Source organism: Streptomyces sp. HSG2 (assembly GCF_016598575.1).
Lineage (GTDB): Bacteria > Actinomycetota > Actinomycetes > Streptomycetales > Streptomycetaceae > Streptomyces.
Window position 1 is genome coordinate 5,100,513 of record NZ_CP066801.1, and the last position, 14,482, is coordinate 5,114,994.

Here is a 14,482-nt window from a genome sequence, read left to right on the forward strand (position 1 = left end):
AATGCAGCCCAGCGGAAACCATTATCTGGAACCGTTCTTCGAGACGGCGCGTACCGACGCGACCCGCCCGGCAGTCGTCGACAACGGACTCGTCGTCGACTACGGCACCCTCGCGGCCTGGGCGCTGGACGTCGCAAGGGCCGTCGCCCCGCGCACGGACCGCCCCCAGCCGCCGGTCGGGGTCGTCGTGCACCATTCGGCACGCGACGTCGCGGCCCTGTTGGGGGTCCTGGCCGCCGGGCGCGCCTACGTGCCCTTGGAGGCGGGTCATCCGGAAGCCCGTCTGGAGTCGCTCCTGGGTCGGCTGGGGGTCCGCGAGGCCGTGGCGACGGCGGAGAGCGGCTGGCAACCGCCGGTGAGGGACGTCATCCGGCGCCGGTGGGCGCCCGGCACGACCCCGGCGGCGACCGTGGCGCTTCCCGAATCGGGGGTGCGGCCCGGTGACCCGGCCTACGTGCTGTTCACCTCCGGCTCGACCGGCGAGCCCAAGGCGGTCGCGATGCCCCATCGGGCCCTGGCTGCCGTGGTGCCGCCACTGCGCACCCTCTACGGTGTCGACCCCCGGGCCACCGTCCTGCACTTCCACGGAGCCGGGGGCGACACCAGCCTGGAGGAGATCCTGCCGACCCTGACCGGCGGAGCCACGCTCGTCGTCGACGACCACGCTCGGGAGGGGTTCGCCCGCGTGGTCGAGGACCAGGACGTCACGGTCGCCGTGTTGCCGACCGGCTTCTGGCACAGTCTGGCCGGGGACCTGCTGCACCAGGGCGTCCGCCTTCCCCCCTCCCTGCGCACGGTGGTGATCGGCGGCGAAGCGGTGCGCGCGGACATGCTGGAGCGCTGGCGGCGGCTCGGCGCCGATGACGTGCGCCTGCTCAACACCTACGGCTCCACCGAGACGGCGCTGGTCACGCACGCGATGCAGCTCTCCGGACCGGCCGCCCCGGAGACCGGGGACCGCGGTGGCGACCTGCCCATCGGAATGCCCCTGCCGCACGTGGGACAACGTGTGGACGACACGGGCGAGCTGTACGTGTCCGGACCCGGACTTGCCCTCGGCTACCAGGGCGCCCCGGAGGCGACGGCGGCCCGGTTCGTCGAGCACGGCGGCACCCGCTGGTACCGCACCGGGGACCTGGTCTCCACGACGCCCGAGGGCGCCCTGGTGTTCCGAGGCCGATCCGACCATCAGGTCAAGATCCGAGGCCATCGGGTGGACCTGGTCGAGGTGGAGGCGTTGGTCGGTGGGTGCGCCGGAGTGCGGGAAGTGGCCGCGGCCCGAGTGGACCGGGCCGAACACACCACGCTGGCGGCCTTCTTCGTGGCCCTGCCCGACCACGACCCCCGGCGGGTGGCGTCGCTGGTGCGGGATCGCCTCGCCGAGCTGGCGGCCCCGCACCTGGTGCCCAGCCTGTTGGTCCCGGTAGCGGAATTGGAACGCACCCACACCGGCAAGGTGGACCGCGACGCCACCAGGGACCGAAACCTGACCACCGCCGGATCGCGCCGATGAGCGCCACTACGGGCACGCGGGTCGGAGCGGCGCCGGTGGAGGCGGTCGTGACCCCGTCCGACCTCGCCGCCCACGCCTCCCGGCACCTCGGGGTGGCCCTCGACCCGACCACGGCACGAATCGACGAGAGCGGGTGGGACTTCCTCGTCACGCACCTGCGGGCGACCGACGGCACCTGGTGGATCCTGCGGCAGCCGCGTCGCGCGGAGGCCGGGGCCCGACTGGCGGTCGAGGGGGCCGTCCTGACGGCGGTGCGCGACCGCGTACCGGTCCCCGTGCCCGACTGGCGCCTGCACACGCCCCGGTTGGTCGCCTACCCTCGACTGGCCGGCGAACCGGCGGGCGTGGAGGACCCCCACGCCCTCGTCCACGACTGGTCGATCGACCCCCTGGCCCACCCGCGGAACTACCTGGAGCCGCTCGCCCGAACTCTGTTCGCCGTGCACACCACTCCGTCGGGGGACTGCCCCGCTCCGGAGGGTCGGGAACGGACGGACGTCGGCGCCCTGCGGGCGCGCATCGCCGACCGGCTCGCCCGGGCTCGCGTCGAACTCCCTCTCCCGGAAGCGGGAGTGCGGCGTTGGGCCCGGTGGTTGGACGAGGACCGGCTGTGGCCCGAGCGGTTGACGCTCGTACACGGCGACGTCCACCCCGGACACACCCTCGTCACGCGCTCCCCGGATCGCCCGCCCACCCTCGCCGGCCTACTGGACTGGGCCAACGCCGGGGTCGGCGATCCCGCCGTCGACTTCGTCGACATGCTGTACGCCGGAGGCCCCGACGTCCTCGACCCGCTTCTGGCCGCCTACCGCGCGGCGGGCGGCGAGGTACGGAACGGTATGCGGACGCACATCCTGGCCCGCGCCTCCTTCCTCTGGGTCCACGTCGCCCTGCGTGGCCTGGACACCGGCCGCGCCGGGTGGGTGGAGACGGCGTTGGAAAGGATGGGCTCGTGAGCGCCCCCCGGTCGCGGACCGCGGGCGCGGGCCGCGTGCGCACGTCGGGCCACACGCCGGCGGGCACACCGTACGTGCTGCACGGCCGCGGCGACTCCCCGGTGGTTCTGGTCGCGGGCGCCGGAGGAGCGGGCCGGATCTGGGAGAACCACCAGGTGCCCGCGCTGCTGGCCGCCGGACACCGCGTGGTCACCTTCGACCACGCGCCCGCCCGAGGAAGGTGCCCGACGGAGCTCGCCGCCTCCGTGGCCGAGTTGGTCAAGAGCCTCGGTCTGCCGCCCTGTCCCTTGGTCGGGCACTCCCTTGGAGCCATGGCGGTCCAGGAACTGCTCGTGAACGAACCCCATCGGGCGAGCGCCGCCGTGCTCGTCGCCACACGTCACCGAATCGACGCGGCGGGGGAGGGGCTGCGGCGTGCGGAGGCCGCCGTGGCCGAGGCGGGCATCCGCCTCCCGCCGGCGTACGAGGCCTTCGTCCGTCTGGTGCAGAACCTCTCGCCGAGAACACTGGCCGACGAACGCGCGACGGCCGAATGGCTGGACCTGTTCGAGTTCGCGGCGTCGACCGGCCAGGCGATTTCGCTACGGCAGAGCCCTCCGGTCCGGCACACGATCACCGACTACGGCGGGGTCCGGGTCCCCGTGCTCGTGGTGGGCTTCGCCGACGACGTGCTCGCGCCCGCCCCACTGGGCCGAGAGGTCGCCAGGGCCATCCCCCGGGCCCGCTACACCGAACTCGCCGACGCCGGCCACCTCGGCTTCCTGGAACGGCCGGAGACCTTCAACGCCGTACTGCTGGACTTCCTCGCGACCCTTCACCCCGGAGCGACCCGTGTGCCCTGAGAACCTCCCCCCCACCCGGCCGCGGGTCGACGTCGTGCACGTCGGCCGGGAGGCGCCGGAGTCCTGGACGGCGGCCGTCTACCTCTGCGGCCCGACCCCGACCGACCCCGCGACGTCGTCGTGGCGCCCGGACGCGGTCGCGGCCCTGCGGTCCTCGTGGACCGGTGCCGGTCGACTGGTGGTGTTCCTCCCCGAGCCGCCGGCGGACGGGGCCTATCCCGCCTACTCGGAGCAGGTCGCCTGGGAGGAGGACGCCATGCGACGAGCGGACGTCGTCCTCTTCTGGATACCGCGACACCTTCCCCGACTCCCGGGACTGGTGTCCAACGTCAAGTGGGGCTCGTGGTGCGACTCGGGGCGCGCCGTCCTGGGGACACCGCCCGAGGCCCACCGCATGGAGTACCTGCTCCACTTCGCCGAGGCCCTCGGCGTACCGGTGGCGTCGACGATCGAGGAAGCCGCCGGGGCCGCCCTTCGCTCGGTCGGCTCCGGCGGCGCGCGCTCCGGCGGGGAACGCGCGATCCCTCTGACGGTGTGGCGGACCGATTCCTTCCGCACGTGGTACCACCGACGTGTCGAGGCCGGCGACCGGATCCTCGATGCCCGGGTGGACTGGTACAGCCCTCCGTCGGCGCGGGACGGGGCGTCCTGGTTGCTGACGGCGACGATCCTGCCGGGCGCCGGCGGCGGCCCCACCGAGATCCGGGTGCTGGAGGCCCAGGGGCGGGGCGTGCTGATCTGATCTCCCGGGAGGAGGCGCCGGCCGGGAGCGGGACGAACGCCCTCCGGCTCGCGCGGGCGGACACGCCCGAGGCGGACCCACGCCGACCGTGACGGGCCGGCGTGGGAGCCCCTCCGTCAGGAAAGGGAGCGAGCCATGTACAGGGCCTGTTCACCCTGGGACTCGGTTCCCTGGTAGAGGGAGGTGTCCAGGCCGCAGAAGGAGAAGCCCCATCGCCGGTAGGCGCGGATCGCGGGGGCGTTGACATTGGTCACTTCCAACCAGAGGTGTCCGGCCTCGCGCTCACGGGCGAAGTCCACCGCCCGGCCCATCAGCCCACGGCCGATCCCCAGCCCCCGAGACTCCGGGGCGACCTCGATGTCCTCGATCGTCAGACGCCGATTCCACGCGCTGTACGAGACCATCACGAACCCCACGAGGCCGCCGGCGGGGTCGACGGCCACGAACGTCCGGTCGTCGGAGTCCTCCACCTCCGCACCCGACTCGTCGGCGTCGTCCTCGTCGTCCTCGGGGAAGACCTTGACCAGGGGAGGGTCCACGCTCGTCTCCCGAAAGGCGAAGCCGTCCTCGCTCACGTCGACGACGAGGACGGTGTCGGTGGTGAAGGAGCCGTCGAGGGCCTCGATGGCTCCTCGGTCCTCGGGTCGCTCCGGGCGTATTTCATACTCTATGCCACATTCGCTCATGATGATCCAAGACTACGACGTCATGGTTCGTCCCGGTTCCCGCGGTAGCTCGTCCCCTCGCCTCGGTGCGCGTCGAAGCGGACCGTCGGCGGGTGGTCGTTCCAGGCGGAGGCGGGCAGCTCGCGAGCGTCGCGGGTGAATCGTCACGCCCGCGGACGGCGAGCGCGCGAGGGTGTGCGCCGGTCCTCCGGGCGTCCGGCGATCGCGCGCCACGCGGATACCCGCCGACACGGCCCCGCGGCACGGGCCCCCGGGATCCGGACTCCGATGGCGTGAGGCGCGTGTGCTCGTCACGGTCGGGCCATGGCGTACCGTGCCGTCCATGGCACGAGTGCTCGTGGTCGAGGACGACCAGTTCGTACGGTCCGCGCTCATTCGGCATCTCGCCGACGCCTCCCATATCGTGCGGAGCGTCGGAACCGCCCTGGAGGCGCTGCGCGAGGTGACCCACCACTCCTTCGACCTGGTCGTCCTGGACCTGGGGCTCCCCGACCTGGACGGTGCCGAGGCGCTGAAAATGCTCCGCGGCGTCACCGACGTGCCGGTGATCATCGCCACGGCCCGCGTCGACGAGGCGGAGATCGTCCGGCTGCTCAACGACGGGGCCGACGACTATCTGACCAAGCCCTTCTCCGGTGAGCACCTCGCCGCCCGGATGTCGGCGGTGTTGCGTCGCACGGGTACCCGTGGAGGAACCCGGCCCGCCGGCGCGATCCTGTGCGTCGGCGCTCTCCGGGTCGACCCCCTGCGTCGCCGGGTCGAACTCGACGGCCGCCCCCTCGACCTGACCCGCCGGGAATTCGACCTGCTGGCCTACTTGGCGAGTCGCCCCGGCGTGGTCGTCCCGCGTCGGGAACTGCTCGCGGAAGTGTGGCAGCAGAGCTACGGGGACGACCAGACCATCGACGTGCACCTCAGCTGGCTACGTCGCAAACTGGGCGAGACCGCCGCGCGGCCACGCTACCTGCACACCCTGCGGGGTGTCGGGGTGAAGTTGGAACCCCCCGGTCGGGAGTCCCTCGGGGGCGCGGAGACCGCCGGCGACGCCCGGGACGCCGATCCCCCCGAGAGCGCCGAGGACGCCGGGGCGAGTGAGGACCACGAGGGTCGGGGCGGCGGGCCACGATGAGGGCGGGCCCTGGTCGCGGTGGCCGCGGCGACCGCGCGCCGTCCACGACCGACGGTGTTAATCGGCCCCGATGGCATCCTTAAGGGCGCCTTAACGGTTGCGGAGATCGTCCCTTTCACGCCTTTCGCCCGTTGTCGCGTGGCTAGCGTGCGGAGCGTCCGAATCCGACACTCACAGGCAGGATCCCGATGGGCAACACCACTCACCGCCGCACGGTGAGCACCCGGAACAAGGCGCTCGGCGCCGTCATGGCGACCGTGGTGATCGGCGGTGCCACCCTCGTTCTGACGGGCACCGCGCAGGCCTCCGCGGTCGGCGCCACGTACACGCGGACCAGCGCGTGGGAGGGCGGCTACGCCGGTCGGTACGTGGTCACCAACGAGACGGGCACGGCCCGGTCGGACTGGACTCTGGAGTTCGACCTGCCGGAGGGCACGCGAATCGGCTCGCTGTGGAACGGCGAGCACACGGTCGACGGTTCCCATGTCACCGTTCGACCGGCGAGCTGGAACACGACGCTGGAGCCCGGCACCTCCGTCACGGTGGGGTTCGTCACCACCGTCGACGGCACCGCCGGCGACCCACTGTCCTGTCGCGTCGACGGCGCGGCCTGCTCCGCCGACGGCGGTTCCGAGCCTGAGCCCACCGACACCCCCACTCCGACGGACAGCGCCTCGCCTTCCCCGTCGGAGTCCGTGCCCGCCGAGCCGGCGGATCCCACCCCGACCGACCCCACGAGCACCTCGCCCGCCCCTGGGGACACGGCTCGGTACGCCCCGTACGTCGACACCTCCCTCTACCCCGCCTACGACCTCCTCGACACCGCCGAGCGAACGGGTGTGAAGGACTTCAATCTGGCCTTCGTCACGGCAGGCGCGGGCTGCGCCCCGCTGTGGGGCGGGGTGACCGCCCTCGAAGACGATCATGTCGCCGCCCAGATCGACGCCCTGCGGGCGAAGGGCGGAGACGTGCGCGTCTCCTTCGGTGGAGCGGCCGGCCGGGAGCTGGCCCTCGGATGCGCGAGCGTCGACGACTTGGCGGCGGCCTACGCTCGCGTCGTGGACGCCTACGGTCTGACCAAGGTCGACTTCGACGTGGAAGGGGCCGCGTTGCCGGACACCGCCGCCAACTCCCGTCGTGCGCGGGCCGTCGCCCGCCTTCAGCAGGACCATCCCGGCCTGGACGTCTCCTTCACCCTGCCGGCCATGCCGGAGGGTCTGACCCCTCACGGCGTCGAACTCCTGGCGGACGCGAAGCGACAGGGCGTCCGCGTGGACGCGGTCAACATCATGGCCATGGACTACGGCCCCGCCTACGACGGCGACATGGGCGAGTACGCGATCCAGGCCGCCACGGCCACCCAGGCCCAGATCAAGGAAACGCTCGGGTTGTCGGACGCCAACGCCTGGAACACGGTCGCCGTGACGCCGATGATCGGTGTGAACGACGTGGCCGGCGAGGTCTTCACGGTCCAGGACGCCACGGAACTGGTGGAGTTCGCCCGCTCCCGCGACCTGGCGTGGCTCTCGATGTGGTCCGCCACGCGCGACAAGCAGTGCCCCGGTGGAGCCAAGCCCTACGCCGACGCCACGTGCAGCTCGATCGTCCAGGAGCCGCTGGCCTTCACCGAGGCCTTCGCCGCCTACCGCTGAGGCGCCCGCGCCGAGAGCGGGCCCGCGGCCCGTGTCGCGCGTCCCGGCCGGGACCTCACCCGGCCGGGACACCCCACCCGCGCCCGCTCCGCGATCAGGCCGGGGACGCCTCCAGCCGTCGCCTCACGCCCGGCCACTCGGCGCGCAGGACGCTGTAGAAGACCGCGTCCCGACGCCGACCTCCGGGCATGGGGTTGTAGGCGCGCAGGGTTCCCTCCTCGGTGGCGCCGATCTTGAGGAGCCCTTTGCGGGCCCGCTCGTTGAGCACGTCCGTCTTGAACTCCACGCGCTCCGCGTCGAGTTCCTCGAAGGCGTGCCGCAGCAGCAGATACTTGGCCCAGTGGTTGACCCCCGTGCCGCGAAAGTCGCGGCCCAGCCAGGACCAGCCGATCTCCAGCCGGGCGTCGGCCTCCGCCATGTTCCCGTAGCTCATGCTGCCGGCGATCCGGCCGCGGGCCTTGTCGACGACGACGAACACCGCCCGCCGGCCCTCGGCGGCATCGGACAGGCAGGTGTCGAAGAACGACGCGAAGTCGTCTTCGTCGGTCACCGCCGTGACGAAGTATCGCCAGATGTCGGGGTCCATCGCGACGGCTCGGACGCCCTCGCGGTCCTCCTCGGTGATCGGACGCACCTCGACGTGCTCGTTCTCCAGTGTGGTCCGTGCCTTCTCCGCCCAGGTCATGGCGTCAGTGTCCCACCGCGTCCGCGTCCGCGTGTCGGGCGAGGGCGTCGACGACGTCCCGCAGCGTGCGCATCCCGGCCAGGTCGTCCTCGGTGAAGTGGCCCAGATCGACCTTGGCCCGTTCACACAACTCCGTGAGGAACAAAACCTTGTTGAGGGAGGTCAGCGCGTACCGCCCGACCATGTCGGCGTCGAGGTCGAGCGCGGTGGGCTCCACCGGGTACGTCAGTACGGCGGAGAACTGCTCACGGGCGGTGGTCTCCAGCTCAGGGGGCATGGATTCCCTCCTCGGGGTCGTGGACGGCGGTGTGGTGGGCGGCGAGGATGTCCCGCCGCTTCGGCTTGTACTGAGAGGTGAGCAGTCCGTTGGCGATGCCGAACGGCTCGTCGGCGAGGACCACCCGGCTGATCCGCTCGTCGGGCGAGAGGGCGGCGTTGGCGAGGGCGAGCCGCGCCGCGACCGCCTCCCGGTCGGCGGGAAGCCGCGCCGGCGAGACCACGGCGACCAGTTCGGTCTGGCCGGGGCAGAACAGTACGCATTCGGCGATCGCGGGATCGGCCTTCAGCCGCTCCTCGATGGGTCGGACGACGATCTTCTTGCCGTTGTCGAGCACGATCACGTCGTCGGCCCGGCCCCGGATGAACAGATAGCCGTCCTCGTCGAGGTGGCCGAGGTCACCGGTGCGAACCGTGCCGTCCGAGGCGAAGACCTTCTCGGAGGCGCCTGGCGGTGAGAAGGCGTAGGCGACGTTGACGGGATGCTCGCTGCGGACGTGGACGACGCCTTCGTCGTCGATCAGCACCTCCTTGCCGCGCAGCACCCGGCCCACACTGCCCTCGCGGTGGGCCTTCGGGTGGTTCTTGGCCACGATGCAGGTCTCGTTGAGTCCGTAGCCCTCGAAGATCGGGAGACCGGCGTCCTCGAAGAACCTCAGTGTCGAGGGGGCGGCGGGAGCCGAACCGGTCCACAGGTAGCGGATCCGGTCGCCGAACACTCCTCGCGCGGCCTCCTCCAGGGTCGGTGCGGCCCGCCGGCCGGCCTCGATCCTGCGCCGGGCGGTCTCGTAGAAGGCGGGTACCCCCATCACCACGGTCGGTCGGGTCCTGCGCAACGCCGCGAAGGCCGCCTCGTAGGTGCTCACCGTGACGTCGTGGCCGTGCAGCAGCGCCGAGTAGATCCAGTAGCGCTGCTGGAGCAGGGAGAGGGGGAGGAAGACGAACAGGTCGTCACCCGGCCCGTGCTCGAAGATCTCCTGAACCGCCTTGAGCGAGCTGTCGATGCTGCCCGCGGTGGCACCCAGTCCCTTGGGCTCGCCGGTGCTGCCCGAGGTGAACTTGATCGTCGTCACGTCCAGTGGACCCCATTCCACCGGCGGCGGCTCCGGCACGTCGTCCAGATCGCTCCGCCCGGCCGCTTCCGCCACGTCGGTCAGCGGCACCACGCCAGGGGCGTCCGAGGGGCGGTCGGTGAACAGCAGGGTCAGCCCGTACCGGGCCAGCAGCGCGGAGTTGGGCAGGAACTTGCCCGGTTCCAGGCCGGCGGTCTCCGCCTTCAGACGTAGTGCCGCGAGGTCCAACAGCACCCACTCGGGGCCGTTGGCGGCGAGGATGCCGATCCGGTCGCCGGCCCGCACGCCCAGACTCCACAGCCAGCGCGCCACCCGCCCCGATTGCCGGTGGAGCTCGGCCAGTTCGAGGGTCCTGGTGCCCTGGAGGCCCGCGAAGGAGGCGCGTCCCGCGGTCGGGGCGGTGGAGACGATCCGGCCGAGGGTCTCCCGTGTCATCGCGTCACCCCCGCCACCGGGTCCGAACCGGATCGCCCGGTCGGGGTCGCTTGGGTTCGCTCCTTCCCCTCGGCCCCGTGCTTCCCGGCGGCGTCCGGACGCCGGGTGTCCCGGGGCGCGGGGACGGGAGTGAAGAACACCGCGTCGGCCAGGGTGATCGCGCTGCCGGGTGGGACGAGCTCCACCGTGCGCGGCCACGCGGTCGGTTCCGGTACGTCCAGGGTGGCCGCCAGGCGGCCGGCGAACCGGGGCATCAGTGGCGTCGCGACGTCGGCGAGCAGCCGTGCCGCGGCCAGTTCCAGCGCCACCGCCGTGCGCGCCTCGTCCCTTCGGTCGGGGTTCGTCGTGGTGGGTGACTCCCGCCGGGAGAAGCGCACCGCGTCCTCGACCAGCCGCTCCAACGCGGCGGCGGCGTCGCGCAGACTGAAGCCGTCCGCTCGCAGCGCGCCGGTCACCGTCTCCAGATCTGTGCCGAGTCGGGCCAGGAAGGCCCAGTGCTCCGGTTTCCAGATCCCCGCGTCCGGCGCCACTCCGCCGTGGTGATCGGCGATCCGTGTGCCGAGGTCGTTCAGCCACCGTTGCCATGTGCCGATGAGCGTGTCCTCCAGCGCCGCGGTGAACTCCGCACGACGGAAGTCGGTGCGCTCACCCTCCGGGCGTGTGCGGCCGAGGAAGTAGCGCACGGCGTCGACGGTGTCCTCGCCGAGGATCTCCTTGCCCCAGATGGCGTGCCGCCGGCTGGTGGAGAACTTCTCGCCCTCCAACAGGTAGAACTCGTTGACGTGATAGTCGATGTCGGGTGTCCAGTCCGGGTGGGCCAGGCCGTACAGGACCGGGTAGAGCACCGAGTGGTAAAAGCTGTTGTCGTAGCCGAAGAAGTGGACGATCTTCCACTCCCCGTCCGGGGCGGCGGCCTTCCACCCCCGGTGCAGCCGGGTGCCCAGGACCTCGATCCCGTGCAGGAAGCCGTACGACATCTCGGGCCAGACCCAGATCACCTGCCCGTCCAGATCGGTCTCCGCCGGGGGCACGCCCCATTCCGCGGGGTGCGTCAGGGGGATGTCCAGCGAGGCGCGGGAGAACAGCCGGTCGCTCAGCTCCCGCAGTCGGGCGGGGACCCGGCCGAGGTCGTGGTGGGCTGCCACCTCCTCGCGGAATCGGTGCAGGGGCAGTTCCCTGCGGGCCAGCGGCGCGCGGCGCGGCAGGGCTTCGGAGCGGGCGGAGCGGGGGTCGACGAGGTCCACCACCGTGTTGGGCTCGCCGCATTCCTCGCAGATGTTGCCGCTCGTCCCCGAGCCGCAGCCCGGGCAGCCGCCGCGGACGTCCACTTCGTGGAGGTATCCGCCGTCGACGCCGTCGAAGAGGGCCTCGCGTTCGGTGACCGGTGCCAGCCCGGAGGCGACCACCCGGGAGAAGAAGTCCCGCAGCCCCCGCCGGTAGCCCTCTTCCGCGCCGGTGACCGTGTACTGGTCCGGGACGATGTCCATCAGGGCCAGCGTGTCGCGGATCTCCTCGCTGTGCCGCGCGGCGGTCTCGGCCGGTTCGCGACCCTCCCGGCGGGCCGCGCCCACGACGTAGCTCTGGTAGTCGTCGCTGCCTGTCAGATGCCAGGCCTCGGTGCCGTTCAGCCGCTGGAAGCGGACGAAGGCGTCGGCTCCCAGATAGGGGCCGGACAGGTGGCCCAGGTGCAGGTCGCCGTTGGGTGTGGGAGGGGTGGAGAAGACGAAGACCGGGCGTTCGCCGAACCCCGTCCGCTCCGGTTCGCCGGCGGACCTCATGGCCCGCTCCGGATCGCGCCAGTACTGCGTAAGGAAGACCAGGTCGGTGTCGCCGGTGTTCTTCAGCACATGCGACTCGAACGGTTCGAACAGGGCCAGTGTGCCGGGCCGGGCCGGGTGGCGTCGGCCGTCCACGACGAATTCGCCCCGCCCGGCGACGACGACGAAGAACTCGGTCTCGTCGTGTTGGTGCGAGGTCGACGCGCCGCCCGGTAGGACTCGCCCCCAGCCGGCGCCTGTGCCGAGCCCCTCCACCTCGCTCATGTGGATGCCGAAGGCGGGCTCCAGGATCCGCGGATCGTATGTACTGATGATCATTTCTCGTCCTTCCGATTCGTGCCCGACGAGCGGTGCGCGTGGAGCAGGCGGACGGCCCGCCGCGCCACCGCCGGGCCGAGCCGGTACCCCGAGCCGCTCGCCGCGCCCGCGAACACGACTCGTCCGTCGTCGGTGACGGCCCGCACCATCGGGGCGCCCTCGGGCGCGTAGGCGTCGCAGAAGACCCGGCCCGACGCACAGCGATCGGCCCGGCCGGGCGCGTACCGTCGCAGCAGCGCGCGGGCCTGCGCCAGGTGCGTCGGGGTGAGCCCGGGGTCGACGGTGTCGGGGTCCACGTCCCACTCCGGGCAGGTGTAGCTGAACAACCAGTGCCCTCGCTCCCGATACGGGAGCAGGAAGGCGTCCTCCTCCTGGAAGACCACGACTGCGTCCTCCGTGGTGGGCGGGTCCTCGATGTGCAGGGCCACCACCTTCTTCACCCGTGCCCCCAGCGGCTCCACCAGATGCCGCCACGCCTCGGCGGCGATCCAGGGGCCCGGCGCCAGGACCACTCGCTCCGCGGCGAGCACCGCGCCCGTGCCCAGCGCCAATCGGACCCCGTCCGAACCGGACTCGATCTTCGTCACCGCGACGCCCTCCAGGAACTCCGCACGCGGTCGGAGCCGGGCGGCGAGCGCCCGGGTCAGGGCGGGGACGTCTGCGTAGTGGCAACCGTCGCCGGTCCACGCGGACGCGCCCGGTGGCAGGGTGATGCCGTCCGGGAGCGAACGGGCGGGCCGTAGACGGGCCTCCGGGAGGTACTCCCGTCGGAGCCTCTCCTCTCGGGCACCGGGTGCCACGACCGTCATGCCGAGCGGGTGGATCGGCAGACCGGGTCGCGTCGCGGCCAGCCGCGCCCAGTACCGTTGGCTCTCCGCGGCCAACTCCCGCACCTCGGCGGTCGCTCCACGCGGGAAGTGCAACCCGGCCGACCGACGACTCGCGCCCCCGGACACCAGGTCCCGGTCGACGATCGTCACCCGGGCTCCGGGGTCCAGGGCCAGCGACTCCCGCGCGATCAGACAGCCCAGGATGCCGGCCCCCACCACCACCGTCCCCCGCGACTCGGCGGGCGTCACGAGGTCCTCCCCGCGCGCGGTTTGCTCGACCACTCCACGAACGACGGCAGCGGCTCGTCGCTCGCCACCCTACCAAGCCGGTCCGCGATCCGTCGGCTGCGCCAGGCATTCAGGCTCAGGTTGGGATCGGCGAGGCCCCGCTGTCCCCGGCTGGCGTTCTGAACGAACACCCGCCGGTCCTCCGGACCGTCCCAGTGCACCGCGTAGTCCTCGTCGATGCGCAACTCCTCCCCCTCACGCTCCAGTCTGTGGGCGATCGGAGACAGGAAGTCCATCCGGGTCGGCCGGAAACCCGTCGCCCAGATCACCGCGTCCGCCTCGAACACCTCGGTGGACTCGGGCCGGTCGTTGTGACGGGACGCCACCTGCCAGCCCCCGTACACCCCGCCCGCGACCTCGGTCACCTCGCGGTTGGGGTAGAGCCCCACCAGGTCGACGTTCCGGTCGACGAACCGGTGCAGGTAGACCCGCTGGTAGATGTCCCTGAGCGTGCTCTCCGAGATGCCGTCGCTGGACAGGAGGTTCCGCTGGTTGAAGCCGTGCCGCGCCTCCCGGGCGAGACCGAAGAAGTAGTCCGAGTACGACGGCATGTAGTAGTCGTTGGTGAACGGCGAGTCGTCGATCGGGAAGTAGTTACCGCGCCGCGACACCCACGACACCCGCCGCGGCAGGGCATCGCCCTGGCGGGATATCAGGTCCAGGAAGACCTCCGCCCCGGACTGCCCGCCGCCGATCACCACGACCCGTCGGCCGCCCAGGTCGCGACCCGTCTCCCGATGGTCGCTCACATGGAACTGCGTCGGACCGATATCGGCGTAGTCCGGCACCCACGGGCGGCTGCCGACGCCCACCACCACGTTGTCCGCGGTCACCGTTCGCCGGTCGGTGCGGACCGTGAACACCTCGTCGAAGGAAACCTCGTGGACGGTCTCGCCGAACACGACGTTCCGGTTGGAACGACACGCCCACGCGAGATAGTTGCGGAACTCCGCCCGGGGGACGGCGTCGAACCGCGCGTTGAGGAAGTGGTACAGCCGGCCCTCGTCGTGGAGGTAGGACAGGAACGAGAAGGGGTTGCGCGGATCGGCCAGGGTCACCAGGTCCTTGAACAGCGAGACCTGGAGGGTGTTCCCGGGCAGTTGCTGCCCGTCGTGCCAGCTGAAGGACTCCTTGCGATCCAGGAACAGGCTCGTGACGTCGGGACGGTCGTGCAGCAACGACGCCAGGCTCAGGTTCGCCGGTCCCACACCGACTCCCAGGCAGCGGTAGTGCCCCGCTCCGGAACGTGTTGGCTCTTGCACCATGTCGGACTTCTCCT

13 protein-coding genes are annotated in these 14,482 nt (G+C 71.8%); 6 read left to right on the top strand and 7 right to left on the bottom strand.

Translation table 11 applies throughout. From position 1 onward, the window contains the following. Nucleotide 1: 1 nt before the first annotated feature. Genes JEK78_RS22215 through JEK78_RS22230 form a run of 4 tightly spaced genes read left to right on the top strand, consistent with a single transcriptional unit; the run spans nt 2 to nt 4,053 of the window. Nucleotides 2-1,513, top strand: coding sequence for an amino acid adenylation domain-containing protein (locus JEK78_RS22215; protein WP_200261945.1), 1,512 nt, complete (start codon nt 2-4; stop codon nt 1,511-1,513). Further along, the gene (locus JEK78_RS22220) at nt 1,510-2,469 is read left to right on the top strand and encodes a macrolide 2'-phosphotransferase (RefSeq protein ID WP_200261946.1); all 960 of its coding nucleotides are present in this window, start codon (nt 1,510-1,512) and stop codon (nt 2,467-2,469) included. The genes JEK78_RS22215 and JEK78_RS22220 overlap by 4 nt, the downstream gene beginning before the upstream one ends. Next, nucleotides 2,466-3,311 carry an alpha/beta hydrolase gene (locus tag JEK78_RS22225; RefSeq protein WP_242483181.1) on the top strand — a complete coding sequence of 282 codons (846 nt, stop codon included), beginning with the start codon at nt 2,466-2,468 and terminating at the stop codon, nt 3,309-3,311. The genes JEK78_RS22220 and JEK78_RS22225 overlap by 4 nt, the downstream gene beginning before the upstream one ends. Next, nucleotides 3,301-4,053: a nucleoside 2-deoxyribosyltransferase domain-containing protein gene (locus JEK78_RS22230; protein ID WP_200261947.1), complete on the top strand. Its 753-nt coding sequence runs from the start codon at nt 3,301-3,303 to the stop codon at nt 4,051-4,053. The genes JEK78_RS22225 and JEK78_RS22230 overlap by 11 nt, the downstream gene beginning before the upstream one ends. A 116-nt stretch (nt 4,054-4,169) precedes the next feature. Here the strand turns inward: JEK78_RS22230 and JEK78_RS22235 are convergent, their stop codons facing one another. Continuing rightward, the gene (locus tag JEK78_RS22235) at nt 4,170-4,739 is read right to left on the bottom strand and encodes a GNAT family N-acetyltransferase (RefSeq protein WP_200261948.1); all 570 of its coding nucleotides are present in this window, start codon (nt 4,737-4,739) and stop codon (nt 4,170-4,172) included. Between the two features lie 322 nt (nt 4,740-5,061). On the opposite strand from JEK78_RS22235, the gene JEK78_RS22240 reads away from it, so the two are divergent. Together JEK78_RS22240 and JEK78_RS22245 are read left to right on the top strand one after the other, a co-directional pair. Further along, a complete protein-coding gene (locus JEK78_RS22240; RefSeq protein ID WP_200261949.1) occupies nt 5,062-5,868 on the top strand; it encodes a response regulator transcription factor in 807 nt (268 codons plus the stop codon). A 188-nt stretch (nt 5,869-6,056) separates the two neighbouring features. Beyond that, nucleotides 6,057-7,520 (top strand): cellulose binding domain-containing protein, encoded by a 1,464-nt coding sequence (locus tag JEK78_RS22245; protein WP_200261950.1) that lies wholly within the window; start codon nt 6,057-6,059, stop codon nt 7,518-7,520. Between the two features lie 94 nt (nt 7,521-7,614). Here the strand turns inward: JEK78_RS22245 and JEK78_RS22250 are convergent, their stop codons facing one another. Genes JEK78_RS22250 through JEK78_RS22275 form a run of 6 tightly spaced genes read right to left on the bottom strand, consistent with a single transcriptional unit; the run spans nt 7,615 to nt 14,468 of the window. Next, on the bottom strand, nt 7,615-8,205 hold the full coding sequence (locus tag JEK78_RS22250; protein WP_200261951.1) for a GNAT family N-acetyltransferase: 591 nt from the start codon (nt 8,203-8,205) through the stop codon (nt 7,615-7,617). Between the two features lie 4 nt (nt 8,206-8,209). After that, nucleotides 8,210-8,482 (bottom strand): acyl carrier protein, encoded by a 273-nt coding sequence (locus JEK78_RS22255; RefSeq protein ID WP_200261952.1) that lies wholly within the window; start codon nt 8,480-8,482, stop codon nt 8,210-8,212. Continuing rightward, complete coding sequence (locus tag JEK78_RS22260; RefSeq protein WP_200261953.1) at nt 8,472-9,989, bottom strand: AMP-binding protein; 1,518 nt, start codon at nt 9,987-9,989, stop codon at nt 8,472-8,474. The genes JEK78_RS22255 and JEK78_RS22260 overlap by 11 nt, the downstream gene beginning before the upstream one ends. Further along, complete coding sequence (locus JEK78_RS22265) at nt 9,986-12,085, bottom strand: class I tRNA ligase family protein (protein ID WP_200261954.1); 2,100 nt, start codon at nt 12,083-12,085, stop codon at nt 9,986-9,988. The genes JEK78_RS22260 and JEK78_RS22265 overlap by 4 nt, the downstream gene beginning before the upstream one ends. Beyond that, on the bottom strand, nt 12,082-13,164 hold the full coding sequence (locus tag JEK78_RS22270) for an FAD-dependent oxidoreductase (protein WP_200261955.1): 1,083 nt from the start codon (nt 13,162-13,164) through the stop codon (nt 12,082-12,084). The genes JEK78_RS22265 and JEK78_RS22270 overlap by 4 nt, the downstream gene beginning before the upstream one ends. Then, the gene (locus JEK78_RS22275) at nt 13,161-14,468 is read right to left on the bottom strand and encodes a SidA/IucD/PvdA family monooxygenase (RefSeq protein ID WP_200261956.1); all 1,308 of its coding nucleotides are present in this window, start codon (nt 14,466-14,468) and stop codon (nt 13,161-13,163) included. The genes JEK78_RS22270 and JEK78_RS22275 overlap by 4 nt, the downstream gene beginning before the upstream one ends. Between the last annotated feature and the right edge of the window lie 14 nt (nt 14,469-14,482).